Source organism: Streptomyces sp. NPDC028298 (assembly GCF_055565895.1).
The window spans coordinates 398,395-420,644 of the sequence record NZ_JBVHTL010000003.1 but is presented as its reverse complement, the minus strand read 5'-3'; the positions used below and the strand labels follow the sequence as shown (position 1 = coordinate 420,644).

Sequence of the window (22,250 nt, the reverse complement as noted above, 5' to 3'; positions counted from 1 at the left end):
CCCGTCCGTCCCACCGCGCTCCGGTCGACCCCGGCGCGGCCTCTTCGCGAGGAGTTCCCGATGTCCACCACCGGTGTCGCGTCCACCGAGACGCCCATCGACTCACCAGCGCCCTACCGATGGCGCTGGGCTGCGCTGTTCGTGATCCTCGCGGCCGAGGTGATGGACCTCCTCGACGCCGTCGTCACGAACATCGCCGGTCCCTCCATGCGGGCCGACCTCGGCGGCGGCGCCTCCACGCTCCAGTGGCTCGCCGCCGCCTACACCCTCTCGATGGCCGTCGGGCTCGTCACGGGAGGACGGCTCGGCGACATTCACGGGCGCCGCACGATGTTCCTGGTCGGAGCCGCCGGCTTCACCCTGGGTTCGCTGCTGTGCGCGGTGTCCGTGTCGCCCGGGATGCTGATAGGCGCGCGGGTCGTGCAGGGCCTGTTCGGCGCGGTGATGCTGCCGCAGGGCCTCGGCATGATCAAGGAGATGTTCCCCCCGAAGGAGTCGCAGAAGGCCTTCGGCATGTTCGGCCCGGTCATGGGCCTGTCCGCGGTGTGCGGGCCGATCCTGGCCGGCTGGCTGGTCGACGCCGACTACTTCGGCACCGGCTGGCGCATGATCTTCCTCATCAACCTGCCGCTGGGCGCGGCCGCCATCCTCGGCGCCGTGCGCTACCTGCCGAAGGGCCGGTCCGAGACCAAGCCGCGGCTCGACATCCCCGGCATGATCCTGGTCTCCGTGGCCGCGCTGCTTCTCATCTTCCCGCTCGTCCAGGGCCGTGAGTACGACTGGCCCGTGTGGACGTTCCTGATGATGGGCGCCTCCGTCGTCGTCTTCGTCGCCTTCGCCGTGTACGAGTCGCGCCGCAGCAAGGCCGGCCAGGACCCGCTGGTCGTCCCCAGCCTCTTCCGCAAGCGCGGCTTCAGCAGCGGCATGATCCTCGGGCTGGTCTTCTTCTCGGCCATGCAGGGCTTCATGCTCGTCTTCAACCTCTACACCCAGATCGGCCTCGGCTACTCGCCGCTCAAGGCGGGTCTGGTGATGGTGCCCTGGTCGGGCGGCATGATCGTCGGCTTCGGTGTGGCCCAGGGTGTGGTCCGGTTCGGCCGGACCGTGCTCCAGGCCGGCGCGCTGGTCATGGCCCTCGGTGTCTTCGGCGTGTGGCTGACCCTCGACCAGGTGGGCTCCGACGTCGGCCCCTGGCAGCTCCTGCCCTCGCTCCTCGTCACGGGCATCGGCATGGGCCTGCTCATGGCCCCGTTCTTCGACATCGTGCTCGCCAGCGTGGAGCAGCACGAGACGGGTTCGGCGTCCGGCACGATGACCGCGGTCCAGCAGCTCGGCGGCGCCTTCGGCGTGGCCATCCTCGGCACGGTGTTCTTCGGTCTGCTCGGCGGCGGGATCGCCACCGCCGTCGACCACCGCTCGGACGGTCTGCGGGGACAGCTCACCGCCGCGCACGTCGCGCCCGAGGCCCAGGACCGCATCGTGGCGGGCCTGCGCACCTGCGCCGCGGACCGCGCCACCGCCAAGGACTACGAAGCGACGCCGGCGTCCTGCGCCCGCCTGGAGAAGGACACCCGGTCGGCCGTGACCTCACCCGAGGACGGCGCCCGCATCCCCGCCGCGCTGCAGGCCACCGCGTCGTCGGCCTTCCGGAGCGGATTCGGCTCCGTCATGCAGACGGTGCTCTGGATCGTCGACGGCATGCTGGCGCTGACGTTCCTGCTGGCGTTCCTGCTGCCGCGGCACGCCCGGCCCGAGGACGCCGCCGGGCACTGAGCCCCGGTGGCGAACCGGCATCGGTGAACACCACAGGCCGGGCATCTCTGCGGAGGTGCCCGGCCTGTGGTGTTTCTGCTGGTGGGGATGCGGGGCGGGGCGCCGGAAGCAGGGCGCTCCGGGGGCGGGGCGGGCGCCGGGACGCGGGGTGCGCCGGGGGCGGCTCGGACGCGGGCCGGACGCAGGAACGCGGGGTGCGCCGGAGGCGGGCCGGACGCGGGGACGCGCGGTGGGCCCGAGGCGGGTCGGAGGCCGGGACGCGGGGTGCGCCCGAGGCGGGCCGGATGCCGGGACGCGGAGTGCGCACGCGTAGGCAGGGCGCGCCTCCGGCATGGGGACCGCCGCCCTCGAAATGTGGGGCTGCACCCCCGCGCCCGTCCCCGCGGATTGCGGCGCGTACCGTGCGAGCGGGCAGAATCGCTCACGTCGGTGGACGGGGTACGCGGGCCTCCGCGCACGCGCGGTAGGAAAGCGGCACGCCGTCCTCCGCGCGCACGCGACCCTGCTCATCCCGACCACCTGGCCGATCACCCTGATCAGCAGGTGCGCTTACCGCCACACCGCCCGACCCGCGCCGCCCCGGAAGGACGAGCCCCGTGCTCACGTCGTACGCAGCCCACTTCGACACACCCGCCGGGTATCTCGACTTCGCACGGTTCGGTCCGCCGTCGCGGGACGCCGTGGCCGCCACCGCGCGGGCCATGGGGGAGTCCGCCCTCGCCGATCACACCACCGTGGACGGCCTGATGCGCGCGGAGTCGGTCGCCCGCGACACGGCCGCGCGCCTCGCGGGCACCGACAGTCGGCACACCGTGCTGCTGCCCAACGCCTCGACCGGCCTGTTCCACGCCGCCCTCGGCATCCGGACGGGCGTGGTCCTCACCCCGCGCAGCGACTTCCCGGCGAACCACTATCCGTGGCGCCGCACCGCGGACCTGGGCCGGGCCACGCCGCGCTGGCTCGATCCGGTGCCGGGCGGCGGAGTCACGCCGGAGCTGGTCCGTGCCGCGCTGACCGACGACGTGGTCGCGGTGTCCGTCAGCGCCGTGGACTTCCGTACCGGATTCCGCGCGGACCTCGCTGCGCTGCGCGAGGCGATCGGACCGGACAGGCTGCTGATCGTGGACGCCATCCAGGCGTTCGGTGTGGCCGCGATGGACTGGGACGCGGCCGACGTGGTCGTGGCGGGCGGCCAGAAGTGGCTGCGCGCGGGCTGGGCGACGGGCTTCGCCACTCTCTCGGACCGCGCTCTGGAGTCCCTGGAACCGGTCCTCACCGGCTGGACGGGCGTCGAGGAGGTCGGTGTCTTCGACGGCGAGGAACACCCGCCGGCGGCGGACGCGCGGCGCTGGTCGATCACCAACCTCAGCCCGGTGACGGCAGCCGCGTTCGCGGCCGCGCTGGAGCTGGTGGAGCGGCACACCGTATCGGCGATCGAGACGGCCGTGGCGGAGCGGATCACCGAGCTGACCGAGACGGTCGAGGCCCACGGCGCCCGCGTCCTCTCCCCCACCACCCCGGCGCGGCGCGCAGGCATCCTCTCCTTCACGCTGCCGAACCACGACCCGTCCGTCGTGGCGAAGGCGCTGCACGCCGAGGGCGTCACCCCGACCGTACGCACCGACTCACTCCGCTTCTCCCCCCACGCCTCGACCCCACCGGAGGTCTCCGAGAGGGTGGCGGCGGCGTTGTCGACACTGGGCAACTGAACCACCGGGCCGAGCGGAAGACAGGGGGCTCCGATGAGCAAGAGACGCTACGTCGCCAGAGGAGTGCCCGGCGGCTATCGAATCTGGGACAACCGAGGTCGCCGATGGTGGGGAGATCTCTACGAGCTGTGCCCTGACGATCTGACGGCCGAGCTCAACGGGCAGGCGGACCCGACCCGGATCACCGCGCTCATGAAACGCTACCGAGCACAGAAGCGCTAGCGGCACCCTGAACAGGGAGTTGGCGCTGACGACTGTCGCGCAGGCACCGCTCGTCCATGACCACGCGTTCGTCAGAAGATGCCGAAGAAGCGGTCCCACCAGGTGGGTCGCCGACCGTGCACGGGCAGCTCGCTCGGCCCGGCGTAGTCGCTCTCCAGGAGTTCCTCGGGAACGACCACGTACCCGAGGTGGGCCAGCGTCCGCTCGATGTTGGCCAGATCCGCCGCGTCCAACTCGCCCTCGGCTTGCGCTTCCTCGGTGCCCAGGAAGGCACCGGGGTTGTCGGCGCAGACCAGCGCCAGTGAGCCGAACTTGCTCACGCAGACGACGATCCGGGTTCCGCACACAGTCGCGTCCGCCGGCACGGTGATCCGCCCGTACTCGCTGGAGTCCTGCGTGTCCCGTTCGCGGGCACAGGGCGCCGCGAAGTCGTCCTCAAGTCGCGCCACAAGGACGTCGAACAACGCACCCGTCTCGCCGCGGTCGTAACCCCGAGGCCGCTCAAGGAACTCGGGGGCGTCGAGCTCGCGCAGCAAGGTCACCAGGTCTCCCTCGTACTCCGTCACACGCAGATCCTGGCGCATCAGCAGCAGGCCTCGCCGGACCGGCATCGATCGGTCCCCCGCGGTCGGGCCCGCACGACCCGCGGCCCCCGGAGTGATGTCAGTCCGCTGACGTATCGTTCCCGCCACCGCACACCGACCTGGAGGATCGAGAGAATTGACTGCCCTGCCCGCCTTCCCGTTGCCCTTTCATGGTTCGCGTTCCCTGTCGTTCGCGACACCGCGCACGCTGCGGGAACTTCAGATCATGCAGTGCAGCGCGCACATTCGGGCGAAGCCTGGCTGGTTCGACAAGATGAACGACGCCGGCATCGTCGACAGGTGGACGCGGGAAGCCGTCGCCCAGGGCCTCACCGAGGCGCAGGTTCGTTACGTGCTCGACGAACTCGCGTACTACGCCGCCCTGCGGGACGCGCGAACCGGCGTCGAGGTGTCCGCCGTGGACGGGGTGTGGCAGTCGGACACACTCATCGACGACAAGCTCGCGACCCGGCTGCGCGAGGCGGTCCGGGTTCTGGAAGAGGTCCCCGAGGCCGAGCTGGACTGGCATCCCGGATCCGACGGCCAGGTGCTGGACCTGGTGCATCCCTCCCTGTTCTGCCTGGTGAAGGACGCGAGCGGCGCACCCGAGCAGGCCTGGCAGAACCCGACCAACCGCTACTCGCGCTACGAGTTCTCCGAGAAGTTCCAGTGGCTGCCCACCGACGTCGACGTCAGTGACGACGGCGAGGTCACCTTCCGCTCGTACGTCAACAACGTCCACCCCGAGACCCATCGCGAACTGGCCTCCGTACTGCCGGACTTGTTCGGGCGCATGCGCCCGCTGCTGGAGAACGTGCTCACCGATCTCCGCCATCCGCGGCCCCTGCGGATCCAGGCCGATCCCTACGGGTGGTACGAGTCGCGGGAACCGGAGTATCCGAACAAGTCCTCCTACAGTGAGAGTGGGGCTTACGACGAAGCCGTCCGTGCGTGGGAACAGGCCCATGACGAGTGGTGGGAGAGCCGTCGCCCGACCATCCCGGACGCCCCGGCCTTCGTGGCGCCCGAGGCGCCTGACGCATCGGTCCGGGTCGACCTGCGCGGTCGCCCTCTCCAGGTCATCGTCAAGCTCGCCACCATCCATCTCACCCCGGAAAAGCCCGAGTACGCGGGCGGTTCCTGGCACGTCGAGGGGATGTTGAACGAGCGGATCGTCTCGACCGGCATCTACTACTGGGACAGCGAGAACATCACCGAGAGCCGGTTGAGCTTCCGGGCGGCACTCGACGACCCCAACTACGAGCAGAACGACGACAACGGGGTCCGCGAGGTCTACGGCCTGGAGAACGAGGACGCGCTGAACCAGGTGCTGGGATCGGCGTCGACCCCGGCCGGCCGCTGCCTGGCGTTCCCGAACATCCTGCAACACCGTGTCGGTTCATTCCGCCTCACGGACGACACCCGTCCGGGCCACCGCAAGATTCTCGCGTTCTTCCTCGTCGACCCGTCGGAGACGATCGTCTCGACATCCGACGTGCCTCCGCAGCAACCGTGGTCCGCCACCTCGACCATGACACTCGACGAAGCCAGGGAATACCGCGAACAGCTCATGCGGGAACGCAAGTTCTTCGTCGCCGAACACAACGAGCAGCTCTACGAGCGCGAATTCTCCCTCTGCGAGCACTGAGGTCCGGCCCGTCGCCCGCAGGCCCTCCCCGTCACTCCGCCAGCCTGCGGGCGATCACCTCCATGATCTGGCCCGCCGGCCTGGGCATGTGCAGGTCGTGGTGGGAAGCGTCGATGTCGTACTCCTCCAGGGAGCCGAGGACGTACGGGCGCCAGCCGGGCCCGTACGACGACAGCCCGTCGACCTTGTCCGACTTCGCGTTGAAGTAGAGCAGGTCGCCGCGGTAGACCGGTGACGCGAACACCGCCATCTTGTTCAGGTTGTTGGCACCCACCTTGGACATGTCCTCCAGGAAACCGTCCAGGTTGCCAGTGTTCATGTACTGGCCGAAGACCTCCTCGACGTCCCCCCGGTACATCGCCGCCGTCCTGCCCGCCACCTGCTTGAACGGGCTCTCCGGAGACGTGGTCGCCGGCGGGGCGTCCAGGACGGCGACGAGCCCGACGCGGTGGCCGCGCCGGTCCAGCTCCGCCGCGGCCGCGTGCACGACCGGGCCGCCGAAGGACCAGCCGATCAGGTGGTACGGGCCTTCCGGCTGGCGGGCGAGGATCTGGGCGAGGTAGTCGTCGATCATCTCCTCCACCGAACCGGCCAGCGGATCCTTGCCGTTGGAGCCACGGGACTGCAAGGAGTACGCCGCCCGGTCCTTCACGTGCGGGGCGAAGGTGAAGAACGCCCAGCCCAGGCCGCCGCCTCCGTGGAAGAACCACAGGGGCGGCTTGCCCGTACCGGGATCCCTGTTCAGGGGCAGCACCACCCCGTACGAGTCGCTCTGGTCGTCCGGTGTACCGCCGACGATGACCAGCCCGCCCAGCTCGGCCACCGTGGGGTAGTCGGTGATCGTCTTGAGCGGCAGGTCGATGCCGAACTCTTCGCCGATGCGCGTGCTCAGGCGCGTGGCCAGGTCCGGATTCCCTCCGAGCCCGAAGAAGTCCTCGTCGATTCCGACCCCTTCGACCCCCAGCAACTCACCAAACAGGGCGCACAGTTTCTCCTCGTGCGCGTTGCGCGGACCGGAACCGCTCAGGTGCCCCTCGCGCGCTGTGCCCGGACGGCGGTCGCTCGGCTTCTTCGCGAGCCTGCCCCGTCCGGCCTCCGGCACCTCGATCGCGTTGACCGGGTTCTGCGGGGCGGCGACCAACTGGTCCACCACCGAGACGAACCCCGCAGCGATCGCCTCGGCCGTTTCCCGGTCGAACAGCTCGGTCGCGTAGACGAGGTCGCCTCGCAGCGCCCCGGTACCGTCCTCCTCCGCCATGCTGAACATCAGGTCGGCCTGAGCGGTCGACGTGAGGTGCTGCTCGAACTCGACCTCCAGTCCTCGGAGTTCGAGTCTCCGCTTGTCGAAGTTCTGCCAGGCGAACATCACCTGGAACAGCGGCTGGTACGCCGCGGAGCGCTCGAGGTCGAGCGCCTCGACCAGCATCTCGAACGGCAGGTCTTGGTGCTCGTAGGCCGCCAGCGCCTTGTCCCGCACCCGCGCGAGGAGGTCCGCGAACGACGGGTTGCCGGAGAGATCCACCCGCAGCACCTGGGTGTTGACGAAGAACCCGACCATGTCGGCCAGCCCTTCATCGGTGCGGCCGGCGATCGGGTTGCCGATCGGCACGTCCTCGCCGCCCCCCAGTTCGCCGAGCAGCACGGCCAGCGCGGCCTGGAGGACCATCGACAGGGTCACCCCGCGTGCGTCGGCCAGTTTCCGCAGCCGGGCCGCGGACTCGGGTCCCACCAGGACATCGACCATGTCGCCCTCGGAGCTACGCACCGGTGGCCTGGGGCGGTCGAGCGGCAGGTTCAGCGGCTCCGGCACGCCGTCCAGTTCCTTGCGCCAGTACTCGCTCTGGGCCGCCGCCAGGCTCTCCGGGTCCGCCACGTCACCGAGCAACTCACGCTGCCACAGCGCGTAGTCCTTGTACTGAGCGGCCAACGGCTCCCACTCCGGGGCCCGTCCGTCCAGGCGCGCGGCATAGGCCTCGGCCAGATCGCGGGCAAGCGGCGCCCCCGAACTGCCGTCCGTGGCGATGTGGTGGATGACCAGGACGAGGACGTGCTCCTGGGCGGAGCGGCGCAACAGGGTTGCCCGCAAAGGTATTTCTGCCGCGAGGTCGAACCAGTGCGCGGCGGCTTCCTCGATCGCCCGGGACTCGTCCTCGGGCGCCACCTCGATCACCGGCACCCGCACCGGCGCCTGTTCCGCCGACAGGATTCTCGGCTCGGGCTCACCGTCGGCGTCGGTCACATAGGTGGTGCGCAGGATCTCGTGTCGGGCGACGACGTCACCGATCGCGGCGGCCAGGGCCCCCTCGTCCAGTGGCCCGGTCAGCCGGAACGTCGGGGAGATGGTGTAGGTCGCCGTGCCACGGTCCAGTTGGTGCAGGATCCACATGCGGCGCTGGGCGAAGGACAGCGGAGTCGCGGCGTTCTCCCCTGTGTGATCGCGCGGCTCGAACCGCAGGCGGCGGGGAGCGGCCGCCTTGCCGGCCCATGCGGCGAACGCGGCCACCGTCGGCAGGTCGAAGATCTTGCGGATCGGTATCTCGATCCCCATGTCGGCGCGGGCGCGGTTGATCAGCCGGGTGGCCAGCAGCGAGTGCCCGCCGAGCGCGAAGAAATCGTCGTCGATGCCGACCCTCTCCAGGCCGAGCAGTTCGCTGAAGAGGGCGCACAGCTTCTCTTCGTGGGACGTGCGCGGCCCTCGACCTGTCACAACGGTCGTGTGCCGCGCGGGCAGTGCTCGTCGGTCGATCTTTCCGGCCGGGTTCAGCGGGAGCCGCGAGAGCGGTACGAAAGCGGCCGGGACCATGTAGTCGGGAAGGCGTTCACGCAGGTAGGCGGGCAGTTCGGCCAGCAGGGGGCCGATCGCCTTCGCGAGCGCGGGGGCGTTCACCCGGATCTGGTCGGCACCAGGACGGGGAACGAACCCTCCGGAGACAGGCTTCGGCCCGTCCTCCCCCTCGGGCCGGAGGATCACGTCGAAGGCGTGAACGGTCTCGCCCGACCAGGTGAGGACGGCGTCCAGGCCCTGCCGCCGCGCCCAGTCTGCGACTTCCTCTGGATCGAGTGGCATCCCGGAGGGCGCGACAGTGGGTGGCGTGGCAGCGCCCGTGCCTCGACCGCCTATGGCGCTCGCAACGGTGGCTGGGCCTCGACCGGCGGGGGCGGTCGCCGCGGCCTCCTCGGTCAGCCGTGCGTTGGGGATCCCGGTCACCCGCACCGGGCCACCGGCCGCCCGCTCGACGCACCCACCGAGGCCGGCCAGGCCGGTGACTTCCCCGCCCCACGCCACCGCGGGCACACCCGAAAGGTCGAGGACATCGGTCGGCGCCTTGTGCAGCACGACCTCGTAGCGGTGCCGGGTCAGTTCGTTGTGCGCCTGCCCCGCCTTCAGCCGGATGTCCACGCCGCCGGCATGCTCACGCGCCCAGTCGGCGAACCACTCCGGAGCGACCACGAGCTCCCGCTCGGCGAGCAGTGCCTGCTCCACCAGGGTCCGTACCTCGCTCAAGGACGCGTACGGGTGCGCCGCGCGCTGCACGGCGGTGGTCAGCATCCGCAGGGTGGCGGCGTTGCGGACGTCACCGACGATCAACCGCCCGTCGTCGGTGAGGAGTTGCATGGCCTGGCGCAGCACCCGGTCCAAGTACTCGGCGCTCGGGAAGTACTGCGCCACCGAGTTGACGATCACGGTGTCGAAGGCGCCCCGGGGCAGCCCGGAGAGGTCGTCGGCCGCCTGGGCGCTGAGCCGGACCCGGTCGCCGAGACCGGCCTCGTCGGCCTGGGCCCGGACCCGGTCGACGACCGTCGGCGAGATGTCGGTACCCCAGTACTCCTCGACCTCGCCGACGATCTTCGCCAGCAGCAGGCCGGACCCCACGCCGATCTCCAGCACCCGGCGCGGGGCGCATCGCAGCACCTGGGCCACCGCCGCGTCCCGCCACTCCTCCATCTCCTGGAGCGGAATCGGCTCACCGGTGTAGCTGGAGTTCCAGCCCTGGAAGTCCTCGCCGAACGTGCCTTCGGCCGAGGCGGTGTACGTGTCGTCGTAGACGTGGCGCCATTCCTCGATCTGGGCGGTGGTGTCGGTGACGGCGGCGTCGGGGTCGGGTTCGATGTAGGCGACCAGACGCTGGTCGCCCTTCTGGTCCTCGCGGACCACGACCGCGGCCTGTGCGACCGAGGGATGCCCGGACAGGACGTGGTCGATCTCGCCGAGTTCGATGCGGAAACCGCTGACCTTGACCTGGGAGTCGGTGCGGCCGAGGTATTCGACCTGCCCGTCCTTGTTCCACTTCACCAGGTCACCGGTGCGGTACATGCGGGTGCCGGCCGCGCCGAAGGGGCAGGCCACGAAGCGTTCCGAGGTCAGTCCGCTCTGGCCCAGATAGCCGCGGGCCAGGCAGGTCCCGGCCAGGTAGAGCTCGCCGGCCACCCCGGGGGCGACCGGACGCAGCGAGGCGTCGAGGATGTAGACCTGGTTGTTCCAGATGGGGGTGCCGATGGGGACGCGGTCGGCGCCGGGGACGTGCTGCCAGCCGGTGACCTCCACGGTGGCCTCGGTCGGCCCGTACAGGTTGTGGGCGGCGCAGGAAGGCAGCAGTTCGGTGAAGCGGTTGGCCAGGGCTGCGGGGAAGGCCTCGGCGGCCACCTCGATCCAGCGCAGGCTGCCGCAGTGCGCGGCGGCGGGTTCGGTGACGAAGGCGGAGAGCAGCGAGGGCACGAAGAACGCGGCGCTGACCTGCTCGCGCCGGATCAGTTCGGCGAGGTAGGCGGGGTCGCGGCGGCCCTCGGCCCCGGCCACCACGACGGAGGCGCCCATCTGCAGGTTGGAGAACATCTCCGGCACCGAGGCGTCGAAGCTGGCCGAGGTGCTCATCAGCATCCGGTCCTCGGCCGTGACCTGGAAGTGCTCCAGGCCCCACTCGATCCGGTTGGTGATCGAGCGGTGCGCCACCGGCACCCCCTTGGGCCCGCCGGTCGAGCCGGAGGTGAAGATGACATAGGCCGCGTTGTCCGGCGACAGGGCCCGCTCCGGGTCGCTGTCCGGATACGCCGACACGTCCGGGAGGGAGTCCTCCAGGAGCAGCAGCGGGTTCGCGCCCGCCAGGATGTGGCGCACGCGTTCGGCGGGCAGCTCGGTGTCCAGCGGCACATACGCGGCACCCGCCTTGACCACCCCGTACACCGCCACCAGCAGATCCACCGAACGCGGGATCCTCACCGCGACGAGCTGCTCGGGGCCCGCACCCTGCTCGATCAGCCAGTGCGCGAGCCGGTTGGCGCGGGCGTTGAACTCGGCGTAGGTGAGCCGCTCGTGCTCGGCGATCACCGCGATCCGGTCGGGGGTGCGGGCGACCTGTGCCTCGAAGGCGTCGGGCAGGGTGGTCGCGGCGACCGGGCGGGCGGTGTCGTTGACCTGCCGTACCAGGCGGTCGTGTTCGTCCTCGCCGAGCACGTCGATGGCGCTGAGCGGGGCCCTGGGTGCGGCGGCGACCTGCTCCAGGACCCGTACGAACCGGTCGGCGAGGGCTTCGGCGGTCTCCTGGTCCAGCAGGTCCTTCTGGTACTGCAGGACCAGTTGGAGCTGAGGGTCGGCCGCGGCCGCCAGGATGACCGGGTAGTGCGAGCCCGCGAACGGGCGGAGTCCCGTGATGGCGACACCGGCCGCGGAGTTGGCCTCGCCGATGGCTTCCCGGTCGATGGGATACGACTCGAACACGACCATCGTGTCGAACAAGGTCGCCAGCCCGGTGGCCTGCTGGATCTCCGCGAGACTGTGCTGGTGATGGTCGAGCAGGGCCGCCTGCCGGTGCTGCAGATCGGTGAGCAGGTCGGCGAAGGTGGTCTGCCGGTCACAACGCACCCTGACGGGAATGGTGTTGATGAACAGCCCGACCATGGCGTCGACGTCCTTCACCGCGGCCGGGCGCCCGGACACGGTGGCGCCGAGGACGATGTCCGACTGTCCGGTGAGCCGGGCGAGGAGCACGGCCCAGGCGCCCTGGACGAGGGTGTTGAGGGTGACGCCCAGCTCCGCGGCCCGTCGGGACAGGCCCTGCTTGCCCTCGAACACGACCTCGATGCTGCCGATGCCCGCGGAATCGTGCCGCGTTCCCGCGTGCGGCACGAGCAGGGTGGGCTCCTGGACACCGTCGAGTTCGGCCGCCCAGACGCGCGCGGACTCCTCGTGGTCGTGCCGCGTGAGCCAGGTGAGGAAGTCGGCGTAGTCGCGCGCGGGGGTGAACGCGGCCGGGTCGCCGTCGGCGGCGTAGAGCAGGAGCAGGTCGCGCATCAGCAGCGGTGTGGACCAGCCGTCGAACAGGACGTGATGGGCGGTCAGGACCAGTTCGGCCCGGTCGGGTTCGAGGGCGGCCAGGGCGAGCCGGATGAGCGGTGGGGTGTCCGTGTCGAAGTAGGTGGTCCGGTCCTGGTCGAGGAACCGCTCGAACTCCTCGGCGCGCTGCGGCTCTTCGGCCGCGGTCAGGTCGAGGTGCCGCCACGGCAGCGTCACCGATTCCGGTATCACCTGTACGAGATCGCCGTCCGTGCGGTCGACGAACGCGGCGCGCAGGGCGGGGTGGCGGTCCAGGAGGGCTTGTCCGGCGCGGCGCATCCGTTCCGCGTCGACCTTGCCGGACAGATGGAACACGAGTTGCATGTGGTAGGCGTCGAAGGAGGAGCCGGCGAGCATCGCGTGGAACAGCAGGCCGGACTGTGCGGGGGTGGCCGGCCATACCTGGGCGAGCTTGCCGAAGCGGGCCTCCCAGGCGTCGATCTCCTGTTGGGCCACGGTCACGAGAGGTGCGTCGCCTGGGGTCAGTCCGCCGGCGTCGGCGGTGGTGGCGTGCCGGGCCAGCGCGGTCAGGGCCCGGACCCACAGACCTGCCAGTTCCCCGACCTCTTCGCGGGACAGGAGGCCGGTGGGGAAACCGAAGTAGGCGGTCAGTTCCTCGCCGGCGCCGGTGTCGGCGGCGACCGCGTTGATCTCCAGCGCGGACAGCACCTCCATGTCCGGGTCGGGAGCGGCGATCAGGTCGGCGTGCGTGGTGTCCGGCGCCCAGCCCAGGCCGCGGAGTTCCTCGGGGATGTCCGTACCGGCGGTCCTGCCCAGGTAGTTGAAGCCGATCTGCGGGCGGCGCGCCCCGGCCAGTACGGTGGCGGTGTCGGGGTTGAGGTGGGCGAGCAGGCCGTAGCCGAGGCCGGAGTCCGGAACCGCGCGGAGCTGTTCCTTGACGGCCTTGACCGCCCGGCCGGCCGCCGGACCGCCCGCGAACGCGTCCGCCAGGTCGATGCCGGTCACGTCCAGGCGGACCGGGTACATGGCGGTGAACCAGCCGAGCGTGCCGGACAGGTCCGCGCCCGGTACGAGGTGTTCCTCGCGGCCGTGGCCCTCCAGTCGGACCAGTGCCGATGTCGCCTGGGGCCCGGACGCGTCGCGGGTCCGGCGCCAGTGTGCGAGAGCAAGGGCGAGGCCGGTCAGCAGGCCGTCGTCGACGCCGGCGCGGAAGACCGTGGGCAGGGTGTCGAGCAGGATCTTGGTGACGTCGGCCGGGACGCCGACGCGTACCGTGTCCACGGTCGCGGCGACATCACGTGCGCCGTCCAACTCCCGTGCCCCCAGAACCGGTTCGCCGCCGTCCAGGATGCCTTGCCACAGGGGCAGTTCGGCGATCCGCTCGGTGCGGACGGCCTCCTCGGCCAGGGCGTGGGTCCATCGGCGCAACGAAGTGCCGGTCGCCGCCGGTCGCGTGGCGGTGCCGGATCGGATCTGCTGCCAGGCGGCCACCAGGTCCGGGAGCAGGATCCGCCACGAGACACCGTCGACGACCAGGTGGTGCAGCACGATCAGCAGCCGGTCCGGTCCGCTGTCGTCCATCAGCCGCACGAACTGGGCCATCACGCCCGCGTCCGGGTCGAGACGGCCGGCGGCGGCGTCCAGTTCGGCCCGCACGTCGGCCGCGTCCCGTTCGATCCGCGCATCGGTCGCGTCCGCTTCCGTCTGCGCGTCGGCCGTCCGCCAGGGGACCTCGCGCAACAGCGCGGCCGCGTCGACGTGTCCGGCCGCCTCCATCCACAGGCCCGGCCGGACGCGGTCGAGCCGGGAGCGCAGTACGTCGTGCCGGTCCAGTACGGCCTGCAGGGTGGCCACCAGGTCCGCGCGGTCGATGTCCTCGGGCAGGGTCAGCAGGGCGGACATGCAGAACCGGCCGATGCCGCCTCCCAGCGCGAGCACGTGCGCCGCGGTGGGCGGCAGCGGCGCCCAGCCGACTCCCCCGCCCTCCAACTCGGCCACCGCCACCGGCTCCTGTCCGGTCCGGCCCTCGGCCAGTTCCGCGAGCCGGGCGACCGTACGGTGCTCGAAGATCTCCCGCGTGGTGACGACGACACCGCGCACCTTGGCCCGTGCCACCACCTGGATGGACCGGATGCTGTCGCCGCCACCGGCGAAGAAGTCGTCGTCGACACCGATCTGTCCAAGCCCGGCGCCCAGCACGTCGGCGTACACCTCGGCCAGGACCCGCTCCGCCTCGCCGCGCGGCGCCCGGTACTCGGCGCCCGCGAACCGCGGCTCGGGCAGCGCGGCCCGGTCCAGCTTCCCGCTCGGGGTCAGCGGCAGCCCGTCGAGGACCAGCAGGTGGGCGGGCACCATGTAGTCGGGCAGCCGCCTGGCCGCGAACCGCCGCAGGTCGGCCACCGAGACACCGGCGTCCAGGGCGAAGTCACCGTCGCCCGCTCCGCCGTCCACCGCCACCACGTAGCCGACGAGCCGTCTGCTGCCGGAGGGGTCCTCGCACACCGTGACGGCGGCCCGGCTGACGGCGGGGTGCCGGGCCAGGACGGTCTCGATCTCGGTGGGCTCGACGCGGATGCCGTTGACCTTGACCTGGTCGTCGGCGCGTCCCGCATACATCAGCCGACCCTCGGCGTCCCACCGGGCCAAATCGCCGGTGCGGTACATCCGGGCGCCGGGCGGGCCGAAGGGGCAGGCGACGAAGCGCTCGGCGGTGGCGGCGGCGTTCCGGTGGTAACCGCGGGCGACCGGGCCCGCCACGTACAGCTCACCGGTCACGCCCGGAGGGACCGGGGCGAGTTCCGGCCCCAGGACATGGGCCCGCATGTCGGTCAGCGGGGCGCCGACCGGTACCGCACCGGTCCCGGTCCACTCCCGCGGGACGGTGAACGTGGAGGCGTAGAAGCTCTCCGTCTGGCCGTAGGCGTTGACGACACGGGTGCCGGGCAGCGCCTGACGCACCCTGCGGACCAGGTCGCCGGAGAGCTCCTCACCGGCGAACACGACGGTTTCCACGTCCAGGTGGAGGCCGCTGGAGCCGTCGGCGGTGAGCTGGTCGAGGAGCGCGGACACCATGCCCGGTACGGCGCTGACGGTGGTGCCCGACCAGGCGTCGCGCTCGGCGAGTTCGAGGAGGTCGCGGACGATCTCGACGCTCGCTCCGGCGGTCAGCGCGGTGAAGATCTCGAAGACGCTGACGTCGAAGTTCACCGAGGTCGCGGCCAGCATCCGGGAGCCCTCCGTGACGTGGGTGCGCCGGGCCAGGTCCTGTACGCCGTTGACGACGGCGGCGTGGGTGACGGCGACGCCCTTGGGTGTCCCGGTCGATCCGGACGTGAACATCACGTACGCCAGGTGGTCGGGCCCGATCCCGGCCGTCGCGGCGTCGACGACGGGGCCGTCCAGGTCCAGGTCGAGGTCCAGGTCGTCGAGGTGCAGCAGCGGGGTCGGGCAGCCGGCCACCGTGTGTGCGGTGTCGTGGTCGGTGAGCACCAGGGACGGGCGTCCGGTGTCCAGCAGGAGGCCGGCGCGCTCGGAGGGGAAGGCCGGGTCGAGCGGCAGGTAGGCGCCGCCTGCCTTGAGGACGGCCAGCAGCGCGACGGCCAGGTCCACCGAACGCGGCAGGGCCACGGCCACCAGGACGTCCGGCCCCACGCCCTGTTCACGCAGCACCGCGGCCAGCCGGCCCGCGCGGACCTCCAGCTCCCCGTACGACAAGGTGGTCCTCCCGCACACCACGGCGGTCGCCTGCGGGGCCCGTGCCGCCTGGGCGGTGACCAGCTCCGGGACGGTCGCCCCCAGCGCCGGTGCCGGTGCCGCCGTGTCGTTCGACCGGGCCAGCCCGGCCCGCTCGCTCTCGGTGAGCACGTCCACCGCGCCGAGCCTGGTCCCGGGACGGGCGACCACCTGCCGCAGCACCCGCACGTAGCGGTCGACGAGGGACTCGGCCGTCGCGTGGTCGAACAGTTCCGTCGCGTACTCCAGGCGTCCGTACGCCCGCCCGGAGGCGTCGGGGACGATGTTGAGGAACAGGTCGAACTTCGCCGTCTCGGTGCCCGGCCAGACCAGGGTGCCCCGCAGGCCCGGCAGTTCGATCTCCGGCCAGACGAACTGCCAGGCCAGCATCACCTGGAAGAGCGGCTGGTAGGCGGTGGTGCGGTCGGGGTCGAGGAGTTCCACCAGGTGCTCGAAGGGGACGTCCTGGTGGTCGTAGGCGCCCAGCGCCCGCTCGCGCACCTGGTCCAGCAGATCACCGAACGCCGGGTTGTGCGCCAGGTCGACGCGCAGCACCCAGGTGTTGGCGAAGAACCCGATCAGGTCCTCGAGCTGTTCGTCGGGGCGGCCTTCGATGGGGCTGCCGATGGTGAGGTCGTTGCCGGCGCCGAGGTGGTGCAGCAGGACCGCGAGCGCGGCCTGGGCGACCATCGGCGCCGTGGCGCCGTGCTGCGCGGCCAACTTCCGCACTCCGGTCAGCAGTTCGGGTTCCAGCTCGAACATGACCTCGGCGCCGCGATGGCCGGCCGAGCCGGGCCGCGGGCGGTCCAGCGGCAGTTGGACCGGCTGCGGCACCCCGTCGAGTTCGCGGCGCCAGTGCTCCAACTGCTCGGCGGCGACGCTGTCGGGGTCGTCCTCGTCGCCGAGCATCTGCCGCTGCCACACGGTGTAGTCCTTGTACTGGACCGGTAGCGGAGCCCAGTCGGGCGCGGTGCCGCGCCCGCGTGCCTCGTAGGCCGACAGCAGGTCCCGGACGAACGGCGCCATCGACGCCCCGTCCGCCGCGACGTGGTGGAACACGAACAGCACCGTGTGTTCGCGGGGCGAGACACGGAACACGGCGGTCCGCAGGGGCAGGTCCCGGTCCAGCTCGAACCCCGCACGGACGACGTCGAGCATCGCCTCGCCCACCGCTTCGGCGGCCATGTCGACCACCCGGAACGGCGTCGCCGCCTCCTCGGCCGGCAGGATCCGCTGCTCGGGAACGCCGTCCTCGCTCTCCACGAGCAGGGTGCGCAGACTCTCGTGCCGGGCGACGACGTCCGCCACGGCCGCGGCCAGGACCGTCGTGTCCAACTCCCCCTCCAGGCGCAGCGCGAAGGGGATGTTGTACGTAGCCGACGGCCCCTTCAGCCGGTACAGGAACCAGAGCCGGCGCTGAGCGAAGGACAACGGGATCATCGGCTACTCCTCGACGCGTACGCGACCGGCCGGCGGGGTGACCAACCGAGAATGCCCAGCACGGGACCGGAATCGAAGTCCGCACGGCCCTTTGCCTGTCGGTCCGGCTCGGCGAACTGTCGGCGGTGGTCGGTGAATTGACTTATCGATCCATCCGGTGCAAGGGGGACGCGGAGGCGCCGCGCGGCGGTCCCGCGGTGTCGTGGTGTGTCCCGCCGACGGGACGCACCACGACACCGGCCCGGCGTTCGGGGCGCGGAACTCACCTGCGGCGTCGGTGCAGTTCGATGGCCAGCGGTGTGGCGGTGAACATCGAGGAGTAGGTGCCCACCGCGAGGCCGATGAGGAGGGCGAGGGCGAAATCGGACAGGGTGTCACCGCCGAGGACGGCCAGTGCGGTGAGGATGAAGGCCGCCCCCATGCCGGTGTTGACGGTGCGGGGCAGCGTCTGCAGGAGAGCCCGGTTGGCGAGGCGGGCGAAGGGCTCCTCGCCCTTGCGGCGGCCGAGTTCCCTGATCCGGTCGAAGACGACGACGGAGTCGTTGACGGAGTAGCCGATGACGGTCAGCAGCGCGGCCAGGAAGACGCCGTCGACGGGCTTGCCGAGCCAGGCGAAGACGCCGACGAGGATCACGACGTCGTGGGCGAGCGCGGCGACCGCGGAGGTTCCCAGCAGCCAGCGGAAGCGAGCCGCGAGATAGACGAGTTGGGCCCCCAGGGCGACCATCAGGGCGACGATGGCGCCTTGGCGGAGTTCCTTGCCGAGGCTGGGCCCGATGGCCTCGTCCCGGATCTTGTCGGCTCCGCCCGCCAGACCGGTGACGGTCTCGGTGACCGTCGCCGCCTGGGCGTCGCTCAACTGCCCGGTGCGGACGGTGAGCTGGTTCTCGCCGGAGCTCTGGACGACGGCCCGGGGGAATCCGGCGTCGGCGAGCGCGCCGCGGGCCCGATCGGGATGGACGGGAGTGGCCGTGTCGTACGCGACGAGTCGGCCACCGGTGAATTCGACGCCGAGGTCGATGCCCCGTACGGCGATCCCGGAAGCGGCGAGGACGAGGACGGCGGCGGAGGCCGCCAGCCACCGGCGCGGATGGCCCATCAGGTTCGGGGCGGTGCGGCGGAGGCGCTCGCGGACGACGCCGGTGTGCGCGATGCCCGTCAGTCGCGGGCGGCGGCGCAGACGCGGCCGGGCGACCGCGTAGTCGGCCAGGGCGCGGGTGATGACCAGGGCGCTGATCATGGAGGCGAGTACGCCGATCCCCAGGGTGACTCCGAACCCGCGCACGGGCCCGGAGGCGAGGAGGAAGAGCAGGCCGGCGGCGATCAGTGTGGTGATGTTGGAGTCCGCGATCGCGCTGAAGGCCTGACGGAAGCCCGCGGCCAGCGACGACCGTGGAGTGGGACGAAGGCGGGAGGCGTACTCCTCGCGGGCGCGTTCGAAGACCAGCACGTTGGCGTCGACCGCCATCCCGATGGCCAGGACGAACCCGGCGAGGCCCGGCAGTGTCAGGGTGGCGCCGAGGGCGGCGAGAGCCGCGTAGGAGATCAGGCCGTAGCAGGCCAGGGCCACCGTGGCCAGGACGCCCATGATCCGGTACACGGCGATGATGAACACCGCGGTCAGAGCGGTACCGATCACGGCGGCCCAGGCGCCGGCCGTGACGGCCTTTGCTCCCAGGGTCGCGCCGACGGTGCGCTGTTCGATGGTCTCGACCGGTACCGGCAGGGCGCCGCCGTTGATGAGCAGGGCCAGTTCCTTGGCCTCGGCGTCGTCGAACGACCCGGTGATCCGGGTGGAGCCACCGGTGATGCCGGACCGGCAGGCCACCGACGGATCGACCTCCGGCGAAGAGATGATCTTGTCGTCCAGGACGATGGCGACCCGGCGGGCGGGATCCCCGGCGGCGTGACACGCGGCCTCGCCGGTCAGGCGGGCCCATCCGGCTTCGCCGGCTCCTGTGAAGTCGACGGTCACATGCCATCCGGCACCACCCTGCGGGTCGAAGCGGGCGGCTGCCTTGTCCACCTCGTTCCCGGTCAGGGAGGCGGTCCGCAGGCGCAGCGGGTGGCCCGACTCGTCGGGCATCACCTGCTCGCGCGCCCGCTTGGGCAGGGGATCCCCCGCGTCGTCGGGGCCGACCGCCGTGCCGAGCACCGGGTGGAAGGTGAGCTGGGCGGTGCGGCCGAGCACGTCGGCCGCCTTCCGCGGATCCTGCAGGCCGGGCAGTTCGACGACGATCCGGTCGGTGCCGGAGCGGGTGATGGTGGGTTCGGCGACACCGAGCGCGTCGATACGGCCGCGCAGCACTTCCACGGTGCGATCCGTGACGTCGGTGTCGGTCTCGGCGTCGCCATCGGTGTCGGCGTCGGTGGCGGCGGCGGGGGCGGTGGAGGGGCGGGTCTCCAGCACGATCTGGGTGCCGCCCCTCAGGTCAAGTCCCAGGGTGACGGGCACGGTGAGCGCGACATACAGGGAAAGCGCGACGACGGCGAGGGCGATCAGGCCTCTGACGTGCGGGGATCGGTTCACGGGGAGCCTCCGGCGGGCATGCCGCGGCCAGGGCGCCGGCCGCGGCCAGGGCGCCGGCCGCGGCCAAGGAAGGGGGGAAGCGGGGAAGAGGGGTCAGATGCCGGAGGTCGAGGGAGGTGCCCGTACACCGTGACGGTGCGAAGGTCGCCCGGATCCGCAGGGGTCCACGGCCGCGAGCGGGGGCCGGGTGGGCTGGAGCCGGCCGACGGCCGGACCACGGGATACGCCCGGGGCGGGGACCGGCGGAGGCTGACGCTCGCCGGCGGCATCCCGAAGGCTGCGAACGGAGGCGGTGATGAGGGCGGGATCCCCTTGGTCCACCTGCGTGTCGCTGCGCACCGACCTGTCGGCGGATGCTGTGCCGACGGGTGCCGTGCCGGCGGACGCCCATGAGTCCTCGCCGCCCGGTGCGGACAGGCCGAGCACGGTGACGAGCACGGCGAGCAGGAGCGCCGGCAGCATCGCGGGGCCACGGGGGCGGCGCGGAAGGGCAGGCACGTACCGGGCCATCCCCGCCCCTTCGGTCTCGATGGTGGGCTGGTGGCCGCGGTGTCGAGCCACGGGAATTCGGGACCTCGGCCAGGGAGCCTCAGGACCCCGGCTCGGGGGTAGGGGGCCGGGGCCCTGAGGCGGTCGGTGGGTCAGGCCTCGATGAGGCCGACGCGAATCGCGTAGCGCGTGAGTTGCAGCCGGTCACGCAGGCCGAGTTTGTGGAGCAGGTTCTCCCGGTGCCGGTGCACGGTCTTGATGCTGATGAAGAGCATCTCGGCGATCTCCTTGGAGGAGTGGCCCTCGGCCACGAGCTTGAGGACCTCCTCCTCGCGCGCCGTCAGCACCTGCTCGGGCGGCTCCTCGCCCTGGCGGACACGGTCCAGGTAGTTGCGGACGAGCGCGGTGACGGCGCCGGGATACAGGAAGGGCTCGTCCCGCATCGCGGCCCGGCATGCCGCCACCAGGTCGCGATCGGCCACGGACTTCAGCACGTATCCGCTGGCTCCGGCCTTCAGCGCCTGGAAGAAGTACTGCTCGTTGTCGTGCATCGTCAGCATCAGCACCCGCACGTCCGGCTTGAGCGCGAGGAGTTCCCGGGTGGCCTGCAGACCGGTCATCCGGGGCATGGCGATGTCCATGACGGCCAGGTCGACGTCGTGGGTGCGGGCCAGCTCGACGGCCTCAGCGCCGTCCCCGGCCTCGGCGACCACCTCCAGGTCCGGCTCCCGGTCGAGGATGAGCCGCACACCGCGTCGTACCAGCGCGTGGTCGTCGGCGAGGAGGATGCGGATCACGGAGGCGTGGGGGGTGCTCATGGCTGCTTCCTGACGAGGGGCACGGTGAGCCGGACCTGTGTGCCGGCCTGCGGTGGAGAGGTGACGTCCAGCGTGGCCCCGATCAGCAGGGCCCGCTCGCGCATGCCGCGGATTCCCGCCCCTTCGCGGGCGACCCCGTTGCCGCGGCCGTCGTCGACGACGGTCAGCACGACGGCCTCGTCGGTGTGACGCAGGCTCACCTCGACCTGGCTCGCCTCGGCATGGCGGGCCGCGTTCGTCAGGGCTTCCTGGGCGACGCGGTACAGCACCAGCTCCGTCTGCTGGTCCAGCAGCGGCAGGCCCGTGTCGAAGCGGCGCACCACGCGCAGCCCGACGTGGGTGGAGAACTCCTCGGTCAGCGAGGTCAGGGCGCTGACCAGGCCGAGGTCCTCCAGCACGCCCGGCCGCAGACGACGCGCCAGACGGCGCACCTCGTCCAGGCTCCCCCGGGTGATCTCCTGCACCTGCCGCAGTTCACCGCGCAGCGGCTCGTCCGCGTCGTCGGCGGCCCGCTCCAGCGCGAGCAGGATCGCGGTCATGCTCTGGCCCACCTCGTCGTGCAGTTCCTGGGCGATGCGTCGCCGCTCCGCCTCCTGCGCGAGCAGGACGCGGGCGCTGGAGGAGGCACGTTCGTGCTCGAGGCGATCGAGCATCGCGTTGAAGGTGCGGATCAGTTCGGCGGTCTCGCCGCGGCCCCCTTCCGGCAACCGCTGCCCGGGGCGCAGCAGATCGACGGTGGTCATCAGCCGGGTGAGCCGTTCGAGCGGGGCGAGGCCGATCCGCAGCATGGCCGCGTTGGCGACCAGCATGACGACCAGGCCGGCCAGGAGGATGACCGCCTCGGTCAGCACCACGGGCACCGAGACGGTCACGGGAGCCCACAGCAGCAGCGCGGTGGCGGTTCCCAGCACGACCGCGTTGAGTGCGAAGACCCTCCAGAACAGGGACACCCGGATGACGCCTTTCTCTGTGTGACATGGCTGCGTGCGGCAGGCCCGGTCCCGGCTGTCGGT

At 71.6% G+C, this 22,250-nt stretch carries 9 protein-coding genes and 1 pseudogene; 4 read left to right on the top strand and 6 right to left on the bottom strand.

Annotated elements, in window-relative coordinates; genetic code table 11:
- The first annotated feature begins 60 nt into the window (after positions 1-60).
- The 3 genes from ACZ4TO_RS16960 to ACZ4TO_RS16950 all read left to right on the top strand — a co-directional run bounded on the left by ACZ4TO_RS16960 (position 61) and on the right by ACZ4TO_RS16950 (position 3,704).
- Positions 61-1,773 (top strand): MFS transporter, encoded by a 1,713-nt coding sequence (locus tag ACZ4TO_RS16960; protein WP_468024554.1) that lies wholly within the window; start codon positions 61-63, stop codon positions 1,771-1,773.
- A gap of 596 nt (positions 1,774-2,369) precedes the next feature.
- A complete protein-coding gene (locus ACZ4TO_RS16955) occupies positions 2,370-3,482 on the top strand; it encodes an aminotransferase class V-fold PLP-dependent enzyme (RefSeq protein ID WP_468024553.1) in 1,113 nt (370 codons plus the stop codon).
- Positions 3,483-3,515: 33 nt separating this feature from the next.
- Positions 3,516-3,704, top strand: coding sequence for a hypothetical protein (locus ACZ4TO_RS16950; protein WP_382786514.1), 189 nt, complete (start codon positions 3,516-3,518; stop codon positions 3,702-3,704).
- Positions 3,705-3,775: 71 nt separating this feature from the next.
- Here the strand turns inward: ACZ4TO_RS16950 and ACZ4TO_RS16945 are convergent, their stop codons facing one another.
- The gene (locus ACZ4TO_RS16945; RefSeq protein WP_468024552.1) at positions 3,776-4,315 is read right to left on the bottom strand and encodes a hypothetical protein; all 540 of its coding nucleotides are present in this window, start codon (positions 4,313-4,315) and stop codon (positions 3,776-3,778) included.
- A 67-nt stretch (positions 4,316-4,382) separates the two neighbouring features.
- On the opposite strand from ACZ4TO_RS16945, the gene ACZ4TO_RS16940 reads away from it, so the two are divergent.
- Positions 4,383-5,936 (top strand): DUF4246 domain-containing protein, encoded by a 1,554-nt coding sequence (locus ACZ4TO_RS16940; protein WP_468024793.1) that lies wholly within the window; start codon positions 4,383-4,385, stop codon positions 5,934-5,936.
- Between the two features lie 31 nt (positions 5,937-5,967).
- On the opposite strand, the pseudogene ACZ4TO_RS16935 reads toward ACZ4TO_RS16940, so the two are convergent.
- The 5 genes and pseudogenes from ACZ4TO_RS16935 to ACZ4TO_RS16915 all read right to left on the bottom strand — a co-directional run.
- Positions 5,968-17,397, bottom strand: a pseudogene (locus ACZ4TO_RS16935) (amino acid adenylation domain-containing protein); the annotation flags it as partial.
- Between the two features lie 265 nt (positions 17,398-17,662).
- A complete protein-coding gene (gene secD / locus ACZ4TO_RS16930) occupies positions 17,663-19,930 on the bottom strand; it encodes a protein translocase subunit SecD (RefSeq protein WP_468024551.1) in 2,268 nt (755 codons plus the stop codon).
- Positions 19,931-20,023: 93 nt separating this feature from the next.
- On the bottom strand, positions 20,024-20,491 hold the full coding sequence (locus ACZ4TO_RS16925; RefSeq protein WP_468024550.1) for a hypothetical protein: 468 nt from the start codon (positions 20,489-20,491) through the stop codon (positions 20,024-20,026).
- 80 nt (positions 20,492-20,571) lie between these two features.
- The gene (locus tag ACZ4TO_RS16920) at positions 20,572-21,237 is read right to left on the bottom strand and encodes a response regulator (RefSeq protein ID WP_382786528.1); all 666 of its coding nucleotides are present in this window, start codon (positions 21,235-21,237) and stop codon (positions 20,572-20,574) included.
- The gene (locus ACZ4TO_RS16915) at positions 21,234-22,187 is read right to left on the bottom strand and encodes a HAMP domain-containing sensor histidine kinase (RefSeq protein WP_382786531.1); all 954 of its coding nucleotides are present in this window, start codon (positions 22,185-22,187) and stop codon (positions 21,234-21,236) included. The genes ACZ4TO_RS16920 and ACZ4TO_RS16915 overlap by 4 nt, the downstream gene beginning before the upstream one ends.
- Between the last annotated feature and the right edge of the window lie 63 nt (positions 22,188-22,250).